Annotated in this window: 17 protein-coding genes and 1 riboswitch; of the genes, 3 read left to right on the forward strand and 14 right to left on the reverse strand. The window is 29.9% G+C overall.

The genetic code is table 11. The features are described 5' to 3' along the window. Positions 1–226 precede the first annotated feature (226 nt). The 6 genes from Ccar_RS18530 to Ccar_RS18555 all read right to left on the reverse strand — a co-directional run bounded on the left by Ccar_RS18530 (position 227) and on the right by Ccar_RS18555 (position 6610). The gene (locus Ccar_RS18530) at positions 227–1336 is read right to left on the reverse strand and encodes a sensor histidine kinase (protein ID WP_007062254.1); all 1110 of its coding nucleotides are present in this window, start codon (positions 1334–1336) and stop codon (positions 227–229) included. Continuing rightward, entirely contained in the window at positions 1326–2015 is a 690-nt protein-coding gene (locus Ccar_RS18535; protein ID WP_007062253.1) for a response regulator transcription factor, read from the reverse strand. The genes Ccar_RS18530 and Ccar_RS18535 overlap by 11 nt, the downstream gene beginning before the upstream one ends. Before the next feature lie 524 nt (positions 2016–2539). Beyond that, a complete protein-coding gene (locus Ccar_RS18540; protein ID WP_007062252.1) occupies positions 2540–2917 on the reverse strand; it encodes a RidA family protein in 378 nt (125 codons plus the stop codon). Then, a complete protein-coding gene (locus Ccar_RS18545; protein ID WP_007064372.1) occupies positions 2917–4119 on the reverse strand; it encodes a MalY/PatB family protein in 1203 nt (400 codons plus the stop codon). The genes Ccar_RS18540 and Ccar_RS18545 overlap by 1 nt, the downstream gene beginning before the upstream one ends. Further along, positions 4109–5413, reverse strand: coding sequence for an APC family permease (locus Ccar_RS18550; protein WP_007062249.1), 1305 nt, complete (start codon positions 5411–5413; stop codon positions 4109–4111). Before Ccar_RS18550 ends, Ccar_RS18545 begins: the two co-directional genes overlap by 11 nt. Before the next feature lie 12 nt (positions 5414–5425). After that, the gene (locus tag Ccar_RS18555) at positions 5426–6610 is read right to left on the reverse strand and encodes a M20 metallopeptidase family protein (RefSeq protein WP_007062248.1); all 1185 of its coding nucleotides are present in this window, start codon (positions 6608–6610) and stop codon (positions 5426–5428) included. Positions 6611–6824: 214 nt separating this feature from the next. Here Ccar_RS18555 and Ccar_RS18560 point away from each other — a divergent pair, with 214 nt between their 5' ends. Next, positions 6825–7547 carry a helix-turn-helix domain-containing protein gene (locus tag Ccar_RS18560; protein WP_007062247.1) on the forward strand — a complete coding sequence of 241 codons (723 nt, stop codon included), beginning with the start codon at positions 6825–6827 and terminating at the stop codon, positions 7545–7547. 484 nt (positions 7548–8031) lie between these two features. On the opposite strand, the gene guaA is transcribed toward Ccar_RS18560, so the two are convergent. Together guaA and guaB are read right to left on the reverse strand one after the other, a co-directional pair. Then, complete coding sequence (guaA, locus tag Ccar_RS18565) at positions 8032–9564, reverse strand: glutamine-hydrolyzing GMP synthase (protein ID WP_007062246.1); 1533 nt, start codon at positions 9562–9564, stop codon at positions 8032–8034. A 77-nt stretch (positions 9565–9641) separates the two neighbouring features. After that, entirely contained in the window at positions 9642–11096 is a 1455-nt protein-coding gene (gene guaB, locus Ccar_RS18570) for an IMP dehydrogenase (RefSeq protein WP_007062245.1), read from the reverse strand. Positions 11097–11214: 118 nt separating this feature from the next. Then, positions 11215–11312, reverse strand: a riboswitch (purine riboswitch). 541 nt (positions 11313–11853) lie between these two features. Between guaB and Ccar_RS18575 the strand changes: the two genes are divergently transcribed. Continuing rightward, positions 11854–12591: a tRNA 2-thiocytidine biosynthesis TtcA family protein gene (locus Ccar_RS18575; RefSeq protein WP_007061536.1), complete on the forward strand. Its 738-nt coding sequence runs from the start codon at positions 11854–11856 to the stop codon at positions 12589–12591. A gap of 67 nt (positions 12592–12658) precedes the next feature. On the opposite strand, the gene groL is transcribed toward Ccar_RS18575, so the two are convergent. Beyond that, positions 12659–14290: a chaperonin GroEL gene (gene groL / locus Ccar_RS18580; RefSeq protein WP_007061535.1), complete on the reverse strand. Its 1632-nt coding sequence runs from the start codon at positions 14288–14290 to the stop codon at positions 12659–12661. 19 nt (positions 14291–14309) lie between these two features. Next, positions 14310–14594 (reverse strand): co-chaperone GroES, encoded by a 285-nt coding sequence (gene groES, locus Ccar_RS18585; protein ID WP_007061534.1) that lies wholly within the window; start codon positions 14592–14594, stop codon positions 14310–14312. A gap of 365 nt (positions 14595–14959) precedes the next feature. Here groES and Ccar_RS18590 point away from each other — a divergent pair, with 365 nt between their 5' ends. Then, positions 14960–15595 carry a TIGR01906 family membrane protein gene (locus Ccar_RS18590; RefSeq protein WP_007061533.1) on the forward strand — a complete coding sequence of 212 codons (636 nt, stop codon included), beginning with the start codon at positions 14960–14962 and terminating at the stop codon, positions 15593–15595. An 11-nt stretch (positions 15596–15606) separates the two neighbouring features. Here Ccar_RS18590 and Ccar_RS18595 read toward each other — a convergent pair whose 3' ends face one another. The 4 genes from Ccar_RS18595 to Ccar_RS18610 form a co-directional block, all read right to left on the reverse strand. Next, positions 15607–16332 carry a TVP38/TMEM64 family protein gene (locus Ccar_RS18595; RefSeq protein WP_007061532.1) on the reverse strand — a complete coding sequence of 242 codons (726 nt, stop codon included), beginning with the start codon at positions 16330–16332 and terminating at the stop codon, positions 15607–15609. Positions 16333–16462: 130 nt separating this feature from the next. Next, positions 16463–17950: a 4Fe-4S dicluster domain-containing protein gene (locus Ccar_RS18600; protein ID WP_007064371.1), complete on the reverse strand. Its 1488-nt coding sequence runs from the start codon at positions 17948–17950 to the stop codon at positions 16463–16465. 402 nt (positions 17951–18352) lie between these two features. Then, on the reverse strand, positions 18353–19270 hold the full coding sequence (locus tag Ccar_RS18605) for a DNA-3-methyladenine glycosylase family protein (protein WP_007061529.1): 918 nt from the start codon (positions 19268–19270) through the stop codon (positions 18353–18355). 496 nt (positions 19271–19766) lie between these two features. Beyond that, positions 19767–20180 carry a C-GCAxxG-C-C family (seleno)protein gene (locus Ccar_RS18610; RefSeq protein WP_007061528.1) on the reverse strand — a complete coding sequence of 138 codons (414 nt, stop codon included), beginning with the start codon at positions 20178–20180 and terminating at the stop codon, positions 19767–19769. Positions 20181–20301 lie beyond the last annotated feature (121 nt).

The following is a 20301-nucleotide window of genomic DNA, read 5'->3' on the forward strand; positions in this document are numbered from 1 at the left end:
GATGTAGAGAGGTATTCCTCATAAGAAAACTCCACCTGAGTCTAAGAATTACTTGATAAATATGCATTATAAAACAACCTCTTAGTCCATCTCTAAGAAGGTTATATAATAAAAAACCTTTCTTTTATCCTAAGTATAACTAAGATAAAAGAAAGGTTTATTCATAAATTATTTAGCAATTATAAAGATTTTATTAAGGAAAATATATATAAATTTATCATATTTATTATGCATTAAGTAGAGTTATAGTAAATATAGTATGTCCATTCTTACTTTCTGCCTCTATTGATCCTTGATGTCTTTCTATAATTTCTCTTGCAATAGCAAGCCCCAGTCCCGCTCCAGCTGATTGACTTCTTGACTGATCTCTTCTATAAAACTTTTCAAATATAAGTTTTAATTCCTGCTCACTTATTACATCACCATCATTTTCTACAAATAACTGTGTACTGCATTTTCCAACTTTGACCTTTATTTTTATGATAGAATCCTTATGGCTATATGCTATAGCATTCTTTAATAAGTTGTTAAGTACCCTGGCAAATAGTGATCCATCAACATAAAGTTTCGTATTAGGAGGCTGATTTATATCAAATTTTAAGTTTTTATCACGAAGCATAGGATATAGTTCTTCTGTCAACTGTTCTAAAAAAAAATCTGCATCTAATAAACTTTTATTCAAAGGAATTTCCTGAAGATTAAAGCGAGTAATATCAAAAAACTGATTCGTTAAATCTTCCAATCTATAGGCTTTTTTTAAAAGTTTTTTAATATAATCCCTGCGCACATTCTCTGGCACCTCAGATTCATCTAAAATTGTTAGATACCCAATGATGCTTGTAAGCGGAGTCTTTAAGTCATGTGCTAAATAGGTTACAAGGTCATTTTTTTTGCTCATCTCTAGTGATATTTCCTGCTTTACAAGGTCATTCTCATGCATAAGATTACTTATTTCTGAATCAATGATTTTTAATTCCTGAGCTTTTTGGGGAACTTCTCCTTTTATTAATAAAGATATACGTTGTTCTAACTCATCTATTGTCATTTTTCTTTCTTTATTTTGTGAGTATTTTGTTGTAAAATAAATAACTATTTCTAAAAGAATAAAACCCAAAACAGCTATAAATGTTAATATATCTTTAAGCCTTGGCCAGTAGAAAATACCCCTAGAACGATCTACTCCTAAAAACAATACTTTTTCCCTATCAAATAATATTTGATTTTCAAAATATTCTGCTACTAATCCTTCAAATTTTAAATCAATGAGGAACATTAATATTATAAATATTAAAAAAGCTAAAATATAATAATTCCATTCCCATTTTTTACGCTTCAATGATATAGCCTACCCCCCATACAGTTTTTATATATTCAGGATGTTCAAAAGATTCCTCCATTTTTTCTCTTAAATTTCTAATATGAACTGTTACTGTATTTGTGGATTTTGAATAGTATTCATCCTCTCTAAGCAAATGAAACAACTTTTCTCCACTTAAAACCTGCCCTCTATTTAATAGCAATATTTCAAGAAGATTAAATTCTGTAGGTGTCAACTTTAGCTCCTTGCCATTTAAATTAGCCTGTCTACTTTTTCTGTCTAAGATTAAACCTTTATAATATATGGTGCTATCTTCTTTGGTGTTTTCTCCATACTCCTTGTATCGTCTAAGCTGAGCTTTAACTCTTGCCATAACTTCTAGAGGATTAAAAGGTTTAGTAATATAATCATCTGCACCATAAGTAAGACCTATTATTTTATCTTGATCTGCTGTCTTTGCAGTGATCATTATTATAGGATACTTATATTTGGTGCGTATACTTTTACAAATGTTTAACCCATTTATATCCGGCAGCATTAAATCCAAAATAACTAAATCCGGCTTTTTATCTTCAAGAATTTCAAAAGCTTGCTTACCATTTTCAGCTTCCCATATTTCAAAGGATTCAGCTTTTAAATATATTTTTAATATATCTCGAATGTCTTCATCATCTTCCACAATCAAAATTTTCTCCATTTAACTCCTCCATATGTTTATATAAAAAAACTTATAATATCCTTAGTTCTATTTAAGTATAATTATACCAAATAGAATTAGTACATTCATGATTATTTAATTTTTTAAAATAATTAATATTATACCTACAATAAAACTAAATATAAATAAAAAGAAAGTACTAATAATTGTTAGCTTAATCCTAGGAAATAGCTATGAATAAAAACATATTTCAGCATCGCTCCATCCGATTTCTTTAGTAAAAAATGCTATAGTAGCTAATAATCCTCCGCCAAATAATGCACTCAAGATATATTGTTTAAAATCATAATGATAATACTGAAATAACCATCTGTAGTATTTAGATCAATCATTCAAGCCACAATCAAAATAGCTATAAGCGCTATATACTTTATAAATTTAAGACTAGGACCATATTCTACTAAATAAGTTAGTAATAAAAAGACTGTCACATTTTGTAACAGTCTCTTATAGTAAACAAATCTCTAAAATCGCTAATATTTAATAGTCCTATATTACACAAACTATTTTTTTAGTGCAATACATTCAATTTCAACAAGACCATTTAAAGGTAATTTTGCAACTTGTATACAACTTCTAGCAGGATATTGACCTTGAAAATACTTGCTGTAAGTTTCATTAACAACAGCAAAATCTGATAAATCTTGCACAAAAATTGTTGTTTTAATAATGTTGTTATAGCTTAATCCTGCTTCTTTAAGAATTTCTCCCACATTTTTCATTGATGCCTTTGTTTGAGCCTCAATTCCTTCTGCTAACTTTCCTGTTTTAATATTGATTCCTAATTGTCCAGAAGTAATAACTAAATCTTCAGTCTCGTATCCTTGTACATATGGACCAATTGCTGCTGGTGCGTTTTTAGTATTAATTATCTTTTTCATTATTCATTCTCCTTTTTTAATGCTGCTGTAATTCTATCTAAACCAATCTGTAAAATTGAACGAGGGCATGCTAAATTTAATCTTATAAATCCATTTGAATTTTGTACAAACATATTACCGCCTTCTAATAAGACTCCAGCATTGTTTGCAAAAAACAATGGAATATTTTGATCTGTATCTATATAAGCACTAATATCTACCCAAGCAAGATAAGTTGCCTCTGGAATACGGAATTTTGCAAGTGATAAATGCTTAGCTAAATATTGTTTTAAAAATTCAAAGTTTGAATCAAGATATAATTTCATTTCATCTAACCATCCTTCGCCATATGCATATGCAGCTTGTACTGCTGTAACACTCAATGGATTTTCGAAATCATAGTGGCGATCTTTCCATTTAGCAAATAATTCTTTATTAGGAATTATTACATTAGCCAACATTAGTCCTGCCATATTAAATGTTTTACTCGGAGACATGCATGTAATAACTTTATCATAGTCAGTAACTACTTTTGCTAATGGTATATGCTTCATATCGGTGCGAATTAGATCACAATGAATCTCATCTGAAATAATCCATACATTATTTCTTTTACAAATCTCCCCAACTTGTTTTAATTCTTCCTCTGTCCAAATACGTCCTGTTGGATTATGTGGATTGCAGAAAATAAGTAATGTAGTTTTTGGGTCTTTAGCTTTTTTTTCAAGATCATCGAAATCAATTTTGTAATATCCATCTTCATTAATTAGATCTGAACATACAAGCTTTCTATGATGGTAATCAACAGCATGTTTAAAAAATGCATATGAAGGTGTCATTATTAATACATTTTCGTCCTCTTTAGTAATATAACTAACTAATTCATAAAGTGCAGGTATAATTCCAGGAGAAGTTACCAAATCTTTTTTTTCACAATGCCAATCATATCTTTTTTGAGTCCATTTTGCAAAAGCCTTATAATATTCAGGATCAAATATTTTTGTGTAGCCAAAAATTCTTTTATCTAATCTTTCTTTAATAGCATTAATGATTACATCTGGAGTAGCAAATTCCATGTCTGCTATCCACATTCTAACAAACTCTTCATCCTTATATGGAAATTTCATAGTATTATCAGCATGAAAGATATATTCTCTGAATCCATCAGTATTCATAGAATTTGTGCCTCGACGTTCAATTATTTCATCAAAATTATATTTCATTTTCTATCAACCTTTCTTGTTTTTTATTATAATTTTTCATTATAAAGTATATCGGTATTAGAATAATCATTGCTCCAAGTCCAAAAACTAATTTCATTTTATCAGCATTAAATATCAACCATGCACTAGCACTTACCGCAAAGATAGGAATAACAGGGCCGAAAGGAACTCTAAAATTAGCCTTTAAATCCTTTCTTTTCTTTCGTAAAATAATTACCGATAAGCATGTAGGAATGTATTGACTAAAACGTGCAATTACACTTATAGCTGCTAATTGAGTAAAACTGCCATTCATAGCTAATACAAGTGAAAAAGCAACTGTCAGTATTACTGCTATATAAGGAGCATTTTTCTTATTTGTTTTAGCAAGTGATTTTGGAAGCAAATTATCTTCTGCTAATGCAACTGCACATCTTGGAGTAATAAATGAAGCTGCTATATTTATTCCTGCAATAGAAATTAATGTCCCCATTGTTACTAAAATTCCACCAGTTCCTCCTAAAAAAGATGCCATAGCATCAGCTACCGGTGTAGTCGAATTGTGAAGTTTTACTCCTAATGTTCCAATACTAATTAATTGAACTAAAAAGTAAATAATAGATATTAAAGTCATAGATATAATAATTGCTTTAGGAATGTTCTTTTCAGGATTTTTCATATCTCCTGCCGTAACACCAATATTTTCAAATCCAGTAAAAGCGTAGAACACCAAAATTACTGCTTCTGAAATATTGAAAGATGAATGTCCATATGGGAACAAAGGAGTAAAATTCCCTTTATTTAAAAAGAACAAACCAACTGCAATAAACAATACAAGTGGAACAAGTTTTCCAATAGTAGCAATATTATTTAAGAATTTCATCAAGTTCACTCCTAATAAATTTAGCAAACCAAGTCCTAAAATGATACAGGCTACTAATGTTTTGGAAACCATTGTATTTTGAACAGCAGGTACTATTTTAGCAAGTGCGGTAACAAATCCAACTGCCATTGTAGCCCATGCAATAATACTTACAACCCATTTCATTGTACCTACTTCAAAACCTATAAATTCCCCAAAAGCTGCTCTAGCATATAAATAAGGTCCACCTGAACGTTGAAACATACTACTAGCCTCCGCAAAACAAAGCGCCATAGACATTACTAATAGCAACACCAATAAATATGCAAGTAAACTCCCTGGTCCTAATATTTTATAAACGTTTCCTGGAAGTAAAAAGATACCCGTTCCAATAACAGAATTTATACCTAATAAAATAATGCTAAATAGCCCTAATTTCTTATTTTCATCCATTTGTTTTTCTCCTTATGTTATTTTTAGTGTGTTTAATACATATTGAGTCAAAACCTTTACACCTGTAAAAATTCCATTTTCATCAAATATAGAACTAGCATTATGCAGTCCTTGTGTACTTCTCTTATCCTCATTGGCTGTTCCTATCATAAAATAGCATCCAGGACAATAATCTAAATAGCATGAGAAATCATCTGATCCAGGTGATGGCAATTCAAGCGACACTATATTTTCTTCACCAATAGTCATTTCTGCTGCTTTTATAATCTGTTCAACAATTTCATAATCGTTGAATATAGGAGGCATTTTGTTATCTAAAACCTCTACTTCTGCTGTTGCATTCATACTTTCGCAGCAATATTTAGAAATTCTATGAATTGCTTTTAGGTTATGCTCACGGCATTCAGTATAAAAAGAACGTAAATTGCCAGTCATTACTACTTCATCTGGAATAATATTGGTTGCATTACCACCATGAATTGTTCCTATGGTAAAAACAGCAGGCTTGACAGCAGGATTTTCCCTTGAAATAATAGTTTGAAGCTGTGTTATTAAATACCCAGATACAACAATCGGATCTACGCATTTATAAGGATGTGCCCCATGCCCACCTTTACCTTTTACAGTAATTTTTACAATATCAAATCCAGCATTGATAGGTCCCTTTTTTATTCCTATACAACCGGCAGGAACATCCGGACTAGTATGAACACTTAAAATTAAATCAGCCTTGGGTTCTCTTGACATACATCCACACTTTATCATTTCAAGTGCACCAGTTCCATTTTCCTCTGCTGGTTGAAACAGTAATCGTACATTTCCTGAAAGTTCTGATTTGTATTCGTTTAACAGCTTAGCGCAATATAGCAATACTGTAATATGCAAATCATGACCACAAGCATGACTTACACCATCAACAATAGAAGAAAATGAAAGGTTGGTGTTTTCTTTAATTGGTAGTGCATCAATGTCTTCTCTTATTGCTATGGTTTTACCTGGTTTGCTTCCTCTAATAATCGCGCTAATACCTGTCCTTAATCCACAGTCTTCAATCTCTATGCCATACTCTTCAAGACGGCTGCGAATAAATGATGTAGTCTGAATTTCCTGATTACTTAGCTCTGGGTTTAAATGCAACATTTGCCTTATTGTAATCATTTCTTCTTGGTCTTTCATTACTTGTTCATTAACATTCATTTTAAGAACTCCTTTCTTTATTATTTACATACACATAATATTAAATTTGAAAATAAAATTCAAAAGCAGTACAATTTCGTTTTAAGAAACAAAATTAAAAAATATTTTCTTTAAAATTGATTAATATCATTAAAATTGTTATAATTTGATATAATATAATTATCTTATATCAAATTAACAAAAAATATATTTTAATGAAACAAAAGAGGGAAATATGATAAACGAATTAACATGTGAAATTGGGAAAAAAATAAGAAATTGTAGAAAGAGTAAAAATATAACAATGCAGCAACTAGCTGATATTATTCACAAGAGTAAAGCATCTGTATCTAAATATGAGAAAGGTGACATTGTTGTAGACATAGTTACTTTATATGATATTGCTGCTGCTCTAAACATACATATAGAACAGTTATTATATAGTCAGCCAGTACCTAATATTACTTTGGAAAACAAAGTATTTTGCTCTCAGTTTTTTAGTAATGCTACACACTTTTATTCTTATTACTTTGATGGTCGAAATAACAAAATTGTTCGTTCTGCAATGGACATCTTATCTGAAGTAGAGCCTAATATCTACAAAGTTATGTTGTATATGAATTTTAAGGAATATGAAAACTATCAAATATGCGAAAATACATATTATGGTTTTATAGAGCATCATAATGTTCTTACTAATATTTTGCTGAAAAATCAAGCAACAGCAATTGAACAAATTACTATTAGCATTTTAGCTGATTTTTTAGACTCTCCAACGAAATGGGGATTAATGTTTGGCATTTCTTCAAGACCAATTATGCCAATAGCATTAAAAATACTTTTTTCGCAAAAACCATTAAAAGAAAATAATGAACTAAAGAAGCTCTTACAAGTTTCAAAAGAAGATATCAGAAACTTGAAGATGTATAATATGTTTATTGCAACTCCTGATTGGTAATGATACACTGGTTTTAAAATTATCATTAGACTTATTTCTATTCGTGAAATTATATTCTCTCTATTTCTGATTTATGAAATTATATAAATAGTGTTCTGTAATACTCATTTTTTATAATTATTTACAAAATAGTGTCATTAAATGTACAATTTATTTTAATTTCTCTATTTATTACATAATTATAAACATTTCTTTCTAAAAAATAAAAGTTAGCACTTCTTGTTGCTACTTTACAACTTTTTTTACTAGTGAGCAAATCGCAATATAGGATAATGAAAGATTAATAAAATAATGCACTTCCTACTTTGTTTTTATTACTATCATAGTACCTTTGACCTCTCCTCTGTGCACGTCTAAGACGCCTCTTAAAATCAATAAAAAAACACAAAAAGTGTTTTTGATTATTCCAATTAAGAATTAATATCAAAAACACTTTTTATGTTATTTAAATTGCCTATTTATAATAGTTTCCAATTCTTAGAGCTTATTCCCACTCAATAGTAGCAGGTGGTTTTGAAGTTACGTCATAAACAATTCTGTTTACTCCATGAACTTCATTAACAATTCTTCTTGAAACTATATCTAAAACTTCATAAGGTATTCTAGCCCATTCAGAAGTCATTGCATCAGATGATGTTACTGCTCTTAAAGCTATGGTATGGCAATAAGTTCTTTCATCTCCCATAACTCCTACAGATTGAATATTTGGTAGGCATGCAAAGTACTGCCATATCTTTTCATCCAATCCTGCATTAGCTATTTCTTCTCTGAAGATAGCATCTGCTTCTCTTGTTATTTCCAATTTTTCTTCTGTTATTTCTCCAAGAACTCTTATTGCAAGTCCAGGTCCTGGGAAAGGCTGTCTCCAAACTAATTTATGAGGAATTCCAAGTTCTTCCCCAACAGCTCTTACTTCATCCTTAAATAGTTCTCTTAAAGGCTCTATTAGTTTAAATTGCATGTCTTCTGGAAGTCCACCAACATTATGATGGCTTTTTATTGTAGCAGAAGTATTAGTTCCACTTTCAACTACATCTGGATATATAGTTCCTTGAACAAGGAAACTTATCTCTCCAAGTTTATTTGCTTCTTCTTCAAAGACTCTTATAAACTCTTCGCCTATAATCTTTCTCTTTCTTTCAGGGTCACTTACACCTGCAAGCTTTCCTAAAAATCTATCTTTAGCATTTACTCTTATTAAATTCATATCAAATTGTTTCTTAAATATTGTTTCAACTTGATCTCCTTCATCCTTTCTAAGAAGACCATGATCTACAAATATACATGTAAGTTGTTTTCCAATAGCTCTATGTACAAGTACTGCTGCAACTGATGAATCTACTCCACCAGATAAAGCACATATAACTTTCTTGTCTCCAACCTTCTCTTTTATAGCCTTAATTTGATCTTCTGCAAAAGAAGTCATTGACCAATCTCCCTTTAAGTTACAAACTTTAAATAGGAAATTTGAAAACATCTTTTTACCAAAAGGAGTATGTTCTACTTCTGGGTGAAATTGAACTCCATATATTTTCTTCTCAGTGTTTTCCATAGCAGCTACAGGACACTGGCTTGTAGTAGCTATTACATTAAATCCTTCTGGAGCATGAGACACATAATCTGTATGACTCATCCAGCAGCTTTGCTCTTCATCCATTCCATCAAATAATGCAGATTTGCTATTTAATTTTACATTTGCTTTTCCATATTCTCTTACATCTGGACTTTCAACTTTTCCGCCTAAAGTATATGCTATAAGCTGTTCTCCATAACATATTCCAAGTACAGGAACTCCTAAGTTAAATATTTCTTTATCTATTCTTGGAGCACCTTCGCCATAAACACTGTTAGGTCCACCTGTAAAAATTATACCCTTAGGATTTTTTTCTTTTATTTTATCTATTGTATATGTATAAGGTATTATCTCACAATAAACATTATTTTCTCTTACTCTTCTAGCTATTGTTTGATTGTATTGACCACCAAAGTCAACTACAAGAACTAATTCTCTTTGCATAATTACCTCCAAATATTTTAATTAAAATTAAGAATTGTAAGCTACAATTCTTAACTTTAACTCTAAACTATTAAATTTTATTGATTAACACTATAGTTTGGTGCTTCTTTAGTTATTGATATATCATGTGGATGACTTTCTCTAAGTCCTGCTGATGTCTGTACTACAAATGTAGCATTTTCATCTAACTCAGTTAAAGTTCTAGCTCCTAAATATCCCATACCTGAACGTATTCCACCTAAAAGTTGGAATATAGTGTCTGCTACATATCCCTTATAAGGAACTCTTCCTTCAACACCTTCTGGAACTAATTTCTTATTTCCTTCTTGGAAATATCTATCTTTGCTTCCACAAGCCATGGCAGCTAATGATCCCATTCCTCTGTATACTTTATAGCTTCTTCCTTGATATATTTCAGTTTCTCCTGGTGCTTCGTCACATCCAGCAAGCATTGATCCCATCATGGCAACTTTTGCTCCAGCTGATAATGCTTTTACTACATCTCCTGAATATTTTATACCACCATCTGCAATAATTGGAACTCCATATTTCTTTGCTTCCTCTGCACAATCCATTACTGCAGTAAGCTGAGGTACTCCAACACCAGATACAACTCTTGTAGTACATATAGAACCAGGTCCTATACCAACTTTTACGCAATCTGCTCCTGCAAGAATAAGATCTCTTGTTGCTTCCGCTGTTGCAACATTTCCTGCAATAACTTGAAGATCAGGATAGTTTTCCTTTATTAATTTAACAGAATCCATAACTCCCTTAGAATGTCCATGAGCTGTATCTAAATTTACAACATCTACTCCAACCTTAACTAAAGCTGCCACACGTTCTAACATATCAGCAGTAACTCCTACTGATGCTCCACATAAAAGTCTTCCTCTTTCATCCTTTGCACTGTTAGGGAATTTTTTAACTTTTTCAATATCTTTTATAGTTATAAGTCCTATTAAATTATTGTCCTTATCTACCAATGGAAGTTTTTCTATCCTATGATTTTTTAATAGTTCCTTTGCTTGTTCTATAGTAGTATCTTCTGGGGCAGTTATTAAATTTTCTTTAGTCATTACTTCACTTATTTTTCTAGAATAATCTGTTTCAAACACGATATCCCTATTTGTTATTATTCCAACAAGTTTTCCAGCTACAGTAATCGGAACACCTGATATTCTATACTTACTCATAAGTGATAATGCATCCTCTATGCTGTTATCTGGTGAAAGAGAAAACGGATCAGTTATTACTCCGTTTTCCTGTCTTTTTACTCTATCTACTTCCATGGCCTGCTCTTCTATACTCATATTCTTATGTATAATACCTATTCCGCCTTCTCTTGCCATAGCTATAGCCATTTTAGAGTTAGTAACAGTATCCATTCCAGCACTCATAAGTGGTATATTTAATTTTATTTTCTTAGTCAAATTAGTAGTCAAAGAAACCTCTCTTGGCAACACCTCTGATTTATTTGGAACTAAAAGTACATCATCAAAAGTATATGCTTGTTTTAAAATTTTTCCCATTCTAAATCAACTCCCTTTTATATTATAAACAATAATTAATAAACAAATCATTAAATATTTTTAGATTTTTTGTAAAAAAAAACACATTAAATCACCAAAGAGTGAAATTAATATGTTTATACACAATAACCTCACTCATAGTCGGAAATTTACGGCTTCCGGTAGATACTCCCTGCCATATCCAGGGGATATATGAGTCGAATGAAACTTTTGTTTCATATATTAATAAAATTGCAACTTATTAATCTATATTATTTGAACTATTTACATTATTTTATTCAATTTTTATACCTTTGTCAATTATTTTATTTTAAAATCAAGATGTTTTGAGGCATATATATACGTTTTCATAATGAAATTCTACAAAATTGAAGCTTAATATTAGCATAATGTGACACAACTTTCTCAAGAGGACAATTGACAAAGGACAGAGGACAATGAAGGTGAGTTTTCTTCCTTATGTCAGAAAACTAATTTATTTTTAAAGCTTGTTTTGCTAACGCAAAAGAAACTTCAAATTTATATAAGTCAGCAATGTTTCACTTTAGTGAAACGAGTAGTTGAAAATTTAATTAAAGATTTTTCGTAGTGCAACGAAGAAAAATCCTCCTTCACTGTCCTCTGTCAATTGTCCTCTGTCCTCTCAAAATTAAAAAGCTTCCTATTATAATTAGTATTATGTATAATATAACTGCATTTTAATAACAACAATATACTTAATAACATGAATTAGTATGAAAAGGAGCTTTATTTACATATGATAAATTTCGAAAGAAAATACAATAGAATGTTTTTAAAAAAAATTATACAATCTATATCTAAATTCAATATGATTGAAAGCGGCGATAGAGTAGCTGTAGGGCTCTCTGGAGGTAAAGACAGTGTATTCCTACTTTTCTGCCTTAAACTCATTCAGCAGACCCATATAAAAGACTTTAGCCTTATGGGCGTTAATATAGACATGGGGCTTGGAATGGACATGTCACCTTTAATAAACTTTTGTAATGAAAATGAAATACCTATAATTATAGAAAAGACTAATATAGCTGAAGTAATTTTTGAAGAGAGAAAAGAAAAAAGTCCTTGTTCTCTATGCTCTAAATTAAGGAAAGGAGCTTTAGTAAGAGTTGCAAAAGCTAATAATATTAATAAGATAGCTTTAGGACACAACACAGATGATGTAATAGAAACTCTCTTTATGAATGTGCTAAAGGTTGGTAAGTTGGGTGCCTTTCATCCTAATATATATCATGAAGACAACAAGATGAGTATAATAAGACCTATGATATATTTAAGAGAACCTTTAATAGAAAAGCTTGTTAAAGATTTAAATTTGCCTGTAATAAAAAGTCTTTGCCCTGAAGATAAAAAAACTACAAGGGAAGAAATGAAAAATTTGTTATTTTCTCTTGAAAACATTTATGAAGATGCTGCTGATAAAATTATAAAATCTTTAGATAATGTTGATTATAAAAGTTTATGGAATAAAAAGTAAAAGTTAAACCCAGCACTTTAAATGTGCTGGGTTTATAAACAATCTGAGCATTATTTTTGACTTAATTTTAGTACATTCCGTCCATTCCCATTCCTGGTGCTCCACCTGGCATTGGGGCATTGTTCTTTTCTGGAATATCAGCTACTGCAGCTTCTGTAGTTAAGAATGTAGAAGCTACTGATGCAGCATTTTGAAGTGCTGATCTTGTAACCTTAGTTGGGTCAACTATGCCTACTTTTAACATGTTTACATAAGTATCATGTAAAGCATCATATCCTACTCCAGCTTCATTAGCTTTAACTTTTTCAATTATAACTGAACCTTCAACTCCAGCATTTGTAGCTATTTGTCTTACTGGTTCCTCAAGAGCTTTTGTTATTATATCAATACCTACTTTTATATCATAAACATCTGAAGTAAGTTTTGCTACTTCTGGAATTGCATTAATATATGCTGTTCCACCACCAGCAACGATTCCTTCTTCAACAGCTGCTTTTGTTGCTGCTAGTGCATCTTCTATTCTTAATTTTCTTTCCTTTAATTCTGTTTCAGTTGCAGCACCAACTTTGATTACAGCTACTCCACCAGCAAGTTTTGCAAGTCTTTCCTGTAATTTTTCTCTATCAAAGTCTGATGTAGTTTCTTCTATTTGTTTCTTTATTTGAGATACTCTATCATGAATAGCAGTCTTATCACCTTTTCCATTTACTATTGTAGTATTTTCTTTAGTGATTTTAACTGATTCAGCTCTTCCAAGCATCTCTATTGTAGTATCTTTTAATTCTCTTCCTAATTCTTCAGATATTACTTCTCCACCAGTAAGTATAGCTATATCTTGAAGCATTTCTTTTCTTCTGTCACCAAAACCTGGAGCTTTAACAGCTACACAAGTAAAAGTTCCTCTTAGCTTATTAACAACTAAAGTTGCTAATGCTTCTCCTTCTACATCTTCACCTAAGATTAATAATTTTTTACCCTGTTGAACTATTTGTTCAAGTACTGGTAATATATCCTGAATATTTGATATTTTCTTATCAGTAATTAATATATATGCATCTTCTATGTTAGCTTCCATCTTTTCTGTATCTGTAACCATATATGGGCTTACATATCCTCTGTCAAACTGCATACCTTCAACAACGTCTAATTCAGTTCCCATAGTTTTTGATTCTTCAACAGTTATAACACCTTCGTTGCCTACTTTTTCCATAGCATCGGCTATAAGCTTACCTATTTCTTCATCAGCAGCTGATATTGCAGCAACTCTTGCTATATCTTCTTTTCCGTTAACTGTTTTTGAACTTTTCTTTATTTCTTCAACAGCTTTATTAACAGCCATTCTTATACCTTGTCTTATAAGTATTGGATTAGTACCAGCTGTAACATTCTTTAATCCTTCTCTTATAATTGCTTGTGCAAGTAATGTTGCTGTAGTAGTTCCATCTCCTGCTACATCATTTGTCTTTGTAGCAACTTCTTTAACTAATTGTGCTCCCATATTTTCATATGCATCTTCTAATTCTATTTCTTTAGCTATAGTAACACCATCATTAGTTATAAGTGGTGAACCAAATTTTTTATCTAATATAACGTTTCTTCCTTTTGGTCCAAGTGTAACTTTTACAGTATTAGCAAGCTTATCTACCCCTGCCTGCATTGCTCTTCTTGCTTCTTCACTAAATAAAATACTTTTTGCCATATTAAAACCTCCTATACAATTATTCTATTACTGCTAATATGTCATCTTGTTTTAAAATAGTGTATTCAACACCATCCATTTTAATTTCATTTCCTGCATATTTGGAGAATAAAACTTTCTCTCCAACTTTAACTTCCATTTTAACTTCTTTTCCATTAACTACTCCACCAGGTCCTACAGCCACAATTTCAGCTTCTTGTGGTTTTTCCTTTGCTGCTCCTGGTAAAACAATTCCGCTTTTTGTAGTTTCTTCTGCCTCTAATCTTTTAATAACGACTCTGTCTCCAAGTGGTCTAATGTTCATTTAAACCCCTCCTTAAATTACTTTTAATTTATTTTATATAATTAATTAGCTTTTATTGTTAGCACTCACTTCATTTGAGTGCTAACACAATTATTATAATAATGAATAATGTCTATATTTTCAAATTTCAATTTCATACTTATTAAATTATTTACTGTAAAATAATCAAATAGTCACATCATAGATAAGTATTTCGCCTTTTTTCTAAAGATTTCATCAATATACTAATTATTCAAAATAATTTTTAAATTATACACCTGCTTATTATTGTTATTTTTTACTTATCAGGTTATAATACACAATATAAATCAATAATTTTAGTTATACTTGAAAACTAAATAAAAACCCCCAGGAGGATTTTTATTATGAAGCTAAGCACATACTTTAAAATTATATTTTCTATTTCCATCTCCATATTCATATTATTGTTTTCTATAAAAACTACTTTAAACTTTAAATATCTTTATTATTTCGATATAAATCATTTAAATATAGAAAATAGTACTTCATTATCAAAAAAGGAAATACAAATTACTTATGATTATTTAATAGATTATATAAATGGTCCAAAAAACCAAACATTTAATATACCAACCCTTAACTCTTCTAATGAAGGTAAAATTCATTTTTTAGAAGTTAAAAATCTGTTTAGAAAATTAAACTCAACGTTCCTTATTTTTAGTATAATGAGCATTTTAGGTATTTTATATACTTATAAATATAAACTTTTTTCTATTTTCAACTGGGCATTCAACTTACTTTTATTTGTATGCTTATTTACCTGGATACCGTTTTATGTAAATTTCAACAAAAGCTTCAACTTTTTTCATGAAACAGTCTTCAAAAATAATTATTGGTTATTCGATCCTAATAAGGACCCAGTAATTAACATTTTACCTGAAAAATATTTTTTTCATTGTGCTATTTTAATAATTTTAATTACACTTATAGGAAGCTTGCTTTTAAAAATAATATATATTAAAAATAAAAATGGGAAATAGATAAATATAATCTATTTCCCATTTCTAAAGGAACTACGTTTAATAATTTTCTTTACTAATATCTCACCTTTAAATACTCCTATAGCAAATAATAAAGTCATAACAACGGCTATAAGTATCAATATGGTTTTATTACCAGAACCAATTTTAGCACCAAAATATGCAGATATAAATATTCCTGGAATCCTTCCTAATGTAGAATATATCATAAAATCTTTAAAAGTCACATTTGAAACGCCGCATATATATGCTAATACATCTTTAGGTATACCTGGTATCAAATACAACAAAAAAACCACAAAATTCATATGACCCAAATTTAAAATTCTTTTAAAAAAATTTGTATCCTTATTAGATATTATTTTATCTATTAGAGGCTTACCACAAAAATGAGAAATCCAAAATACAATCATACTTCCAGCAGTTATTCCTAATAAAGATATAATACCTCCACCTATTGTTCCATATATATATCCTCCTGCAATTTGCACAATTTCTCCAGGAATAAAAAATGCTACAACCTGTATAACCTGAAGCATAAAAAACACCATAATACTGTACTTTCCATAAGACATTATTATGTGTTTTATTTTATTAGGGTCCTTAAACAAGACAAAATACTTACTATAATATTCATATGCTGAGCAAATTAGAAATATAAATATTATACTTAAAACAATATATGACTTATATTGTTTAATTTTATTAAAAATTTTCCTAGGGAAACCTTCAAACATACTTTCACCTTAATTCTATATATAATAAACATTTATTATATATTATCAATTAACTTAAAAAAAGTAAACGAAATAAGCAGCCCTAAATGCTATTTGCATTTAAAGCTGCTTTTATAACACTAATTGAATATTATCTTTCTAAATTTACATTTTTAAACTTATTTAATTCTTCATTTGAAAGTACTGACTTTTTAGAAGATTGTCCACTAAATTTTGAAAGTTGTGGTTTGGACCTCATAATTGAAACCATAGTAGCTGGTCCACCTATACATCCACCTTCACACATCATTCCTTCTATAAAGTTTCCTGGAAGCTTTCCAACCTTAGCCATAGTCATAGATCTCTTTATTTCATCCATACCACTAGCTTTTACTGGTTTAAATTCTTCCTTAATACCCTTATCCCCTACATAATTTTGTATTGCTGCTGTAAGGCCACCACCTTGAGCAAAACCTCTTCCAAAACATGAAGCATCTTCTACTAAAGTATCTTCACAATTCTCAGGATCTATTTCAAAAGCTCCCATTAAAGCAGCTATTTCTTCAAAAGTCAAAACATAATCCACTGCATCTTTTATGCTTTCTCTTTGAATTTCTGTCTTTTTAGCTGTACATGGTCCTACAAATACTACTAATGCCTCTTTATCAATGCTTTTTATCATTCTTGCTGCTGCAACCATAGGTGAAACTGTACCAGAAATTTTTTCAACCTGATCTGGGAATTTCTTTTCAATATAATTCATAAACCCTGGACAACATGAATTTGTCATATATTTTTGTCCTTCTTCCATTCTTTCAACAAATTCATTAGCTTCATGTACAGTTACAGCATCTGCTCCACATGCTGCTTCTACCATATCTTCAAATCCTATTTTCTTAAAGGCATTTTTGATCTGTCCCACTGTTACTTTTGGTCCAAATTGTCCACTTATAGCTGGAGCTACTACTGCATAAACCTTCTTGTTGTTAACCAATACATTAGTCACATCTTTAATGTAGCTTTTATCTGATATTGCTCCAAAAGGACATGCTGCCATACAAGCTCCACAATTTATACACTCTTCTTTTTCAATCATTGCCATTTTGTTATCTGAATTAATCTCCAATGCACCTGTAGGGCATACTCTTTTACATGGTCTCATAACCTCAGCTATAGCACCATATGGACATGATTTCCTACACATTCCACATTCTTTACAAAGTTCTTGATTTATATATGCACTTCCTGCTACCCTTGTTATAGCATTTGCTGGACATACTTCCATACATTTATGTTGGATACATCCTCTACATGCATCTGTAACTGTATATTTATCTATAGGACATTTATCACAAGCTGCTGGTAACACATACATTATCTGCTTATCATCTTCAGGTATAGATAAATTATTTATAGTATCACCATTAGGTAAAAAACCTGCAGCTAATTGAGCTCTTTCAAAAACTACTGCTCTTTCTTTATATACACAACATCTATATTGAGCTTTATCACCCTGTATTACTTTCATAGGAACTTTTTCTAATTCTCTTTTTGTAAGTCTGTTTTCTTTTGTCAGAGCTGCTACTTCTTTTAATACTAAATACTTAAGTTTTTTTAATTGGGTTTCAAAAGTTATCATCTTATTCTTTATCCTCCTATTATATACTAGTAAATTAAGATTTTTTTAATATGTTTTAACTCATCGCTATTTAAACAATAGGAAATACATTTGCTAATGTTTAAATAAAATATGAAAGTTAAAAACTATATTATAATTTTTAACTTTGTAATTCTTAATTTGCTAGTTAAATTGTTAACTTTGATAAAATTACTTTAATTTTGAATTTAAATCATTTTTTAATAACACAGTAGATACTTTTTGCTTATTAACACTCTTCAAACATTATAACAGATTTTTTTAATTAATGTAACAGATTTTAAAACAAAATTTATTGGAATATTTTAATCCATAATCAGGTTATTTTTTGTGTAAATGTTACCAATTTAACAATGTTAGGAGGGCAATTATTTTAGTGTTTAATTAATCCTCTTCAAACTTAATTTCATTCTCTCTTGCATAATAAAACAAATATTGTTGCGCAAATCCAGCTAAATTTGCAAATTTATTTATACCAAACTCCCTTATTTTTTTAAGAGAAACATCTGGTGCTAAGTAAAAATGCTGCATAGCTCTTTTCACCCAAACATCTACAGGAAAAGCAGAATACTTTTCCATAGAAAAAAGCATTATACAATCCGCAACTTTAGGTCCTATTCCCATAAACTTTTGAAGTTCCTTGTGGCATTTTTCTGCCTCCTGACTCTTTATCCACTTGATGTCATACTGCTCATCATATTCTTTGTTTTCAATATTTCCTTTAGTATATATATTACTAACTGTATCCTTAATATATTTTGCTCTGAATCCAACCCCACAACTTTCCAATTCCTCTAATGAAACAGAACTTAGCTTATCAATAGTTGGAAATGTATAATATGTATTATTCTTATATTCTAATTTTTCTCCCCATTTAGAACTTATATTTTCAATTGCTCTTTTTATCATAGGTATTCTATTATTCGCAGATGTTATAAAGGACACTATTATTTCAAAAGGTTCCTGTTTTAATAGTCTTATACCATAACCAAAATTTACTGAAGTACTTAATATAGGATCTTTACCCAACAAGTTTTTTATTTCAGAGTAATCCCTATCTAAATCAAAATAATCCATCCATATTTTATCAAAGTCTTCCTTACAAGTATTATAAATTATAACATCATTTTCTTTCTTTTCTATTTCTATTACCTTCCCATAAGCTACCCCTATGTAATTACCATTCTTTTGTCTATGCCATCTAAAACACTGTCCACAATCAAATATATGGGTAATTTCAAAATTTTTAACGTCCTTTACTATTACCCCATTTTCAAATGATTCTACAGAACTAAAGTCCATTTTAACACCCCTATTCTTAGTTTATATATATATAATTTTATCTATTTTTAATAATCTAGATTATTAATTTATCTCAAAATATTGCCATAAAGTAAAAAACTTATTTCCTAAATTTAACATCTCAGGATATCAGCAGGCTTCGCTTTAATTTTTAAGCGTTAAACATTTGAATTTAGTAGAATTACTTATAGCAATATAAATAAATGTGTACACATAAAGTTACTAGTTTGAATTTTAACTTTTATGTAGTGATATATGTTAAGCGTGTCATCACATTAGCTAAATTGTTTTAGTATTATTCTTAGCTCAAAGATTTGGAAAGCCTTAGAACTTTAGTCCTGTTTGAGGGAACCGAGTTTGACAAAGTTCTTAGGTTTTCCAAATCTTTGAGCTTTAGAATAATTAAAACATTTAGCCGTGATGACACGCTTAACATATATCACGTAGTAAAAGTTAAAATTCAAACTTCCACTGCACTCTTGTGCCGCATTTTACTTTATCCTTGAATCTTCATTTCTCTTTCCACAATTTCTTCTAATATCTCTGCTGCTGTGTCAACCATAATAATGCATCTGATTTCATCATTTCTATACTTTTCTTTCAACTCTGCACATTCACTAGTACCTAGTTTTTCCTGAAATTTTTGAAAAAATTCTTGAGATAATTGTTTTATTTTTTCACTTTCGTGAGCTCTTACTTTGGTAAATAATATTCCAAGTACAGCTAAAGAACCAGTTATCACCCCACATGTACTTTCAATACCCATACCGCCTCCAAAAGCAGCCATAGTTTTTAATGTTTTTTTATCAAGCTGCATGTTGTATTCTTCATTTGCACCATATATCATAGTTTCTGCACAATTTAAATTATATTCTTCGGCATAATACTTTCTAACTGTATCCTTTAACATTTTTTTAACACTCCTTTTAATCTTTTCTTAAATTATAACTTAATATTTAGTTTTTTTAAATAACTATTATTGTATATATCGTAAAAAGCCGCATTAATTAAAATTAATGCAGCTCTTTTAT

The organism is Clostridium carboxidivorans P7, from assembly GCF_001038625.1.
Taxonomy (GTDB): domain Bacteria; phylum Bacillota; class Clostridia; order Clostridiales; family Clostridiaceae; genus Clostridium_AM; species Clostridium_AM carboxidivorans.

What these genes read in the sequence shown, in the direction of transcription:
- Ccar_RS18535 (WP_007062253.1), bottom strand. Translation starts at nt 2,015, where the DNA reads ATGGAGAAAATTTTGATTGTGGAAGATGATGAAGACATTCGAGATATA.
- Ccar_RS18540 (WP_007062252.1), bottom strand. Translation starts at nt 2,917, where the DNA reads ATGAAAAAGATAATTAATACTAAAAACGCACCAGCAGCAATTGGTCCA.
- Ccar_RS18545 (WP_007064372.1), bottom strand. Translation starts at nt 4,119, where the DNA reads ATGAAATATAATTTTGATGAAATAATTGAACGTCGAGGCACAAATTCT.
- Ccar_RS18550 (WP_007062249.1), bottom strand. Translation starts at nt 5,413, where the DNA reads ATGGATGAAAATAAGAAATTAGGGCTATTTAGCATTATTTTATTAGGT.
- Ccar_RS18555 (WP_007062248.1), bottom strand. Translation starts at nt 6,610, where the DNA reads ATGAATGTTAATGAACAAGTAATGAAAGACCAAGAAGAAATGATTACA.
- Ccar_RS18560 (WP_007062247.1), top strand. Translation starts at nt 6,825, where the DNA reads ATGATAAACGAATTAACATGTGAAATTGGGAAAAAAATAAGAAATTGT.
- guaA (WP_007062246.1), bottom strand. Translation starts at nt 9,564, where the DNA reads ATGCAAAGAGAATTAGTTCTTGTAGTTGACTTTGGTGGTCAATACAAT.
- guaB (WP_007062245.1), bottom strand. Translation starts at nt 11,096, where the DNA reads ATGGGAAAAATTTTAAAACAAGCATATACTTTTGATGATGTACTTTTA.
- Ccar_RS18575 (WP_007061536.1), top strand. Translation starts at nt 11,854, where the DNA reads ATGATAAATTTCGAAAGAAAATACAATAGAATGTTTTTAAAAAAAATT.
- groL (WP_007061535.1), bottom strand. Translation starts at nt 14,290, where the DNA reads ATGGCAAAAAGTATTTTATTTAGTGAAGAAGCAAGAAGAGCAATGCAG.
- groES (WP_007061534.1), bottom strand. Translation starts at nt 14,594, where the DNA reads ATGAACATTAGACCACTTGGAGACAGAGTCGTTATTAAAAGATTAGAG.
- Ccar_RS18590 (WP_007061533.1), top strand. Translation starts at nt 14,960, where the DNA reads ATGAAGCTAAGCACATACTTTAAAATTATATTTTCTATTTCCATCTCC.
- Ccar_RS18595 (WP_007061532.1), bottom strand. Translation starts at nt 16,332, where the DNA reads ATGTTTGAAGGTTTCCCTAGGAAAATTTTTAATAAAATTAAACAATAT.
- Ccar_RS18600 (WP_007064371.1), bottom strand. Translation starts at nt 17,950, where the DNA reads ATGATAACTTTTGAAACCCAATTAAAAAAACTTAAGTATTTAGTATTA.
- Ccar_RS18605 (WP_007061529.1), bottom strand. Translation starts at nt 19,270, where the DNA reads ATGGACTTTAGTTCTGTAGAATCATTTGAAAATGGGGTAATAGTAAAG.
- Ccar_RS18610 (WP_007061528.1), bottom strand. Translation starts at nt 20,180, where the DNA reads ATGTTAAAGGATACAGTTAGAAAGTATTATGCCGAAGAATATAATTTA.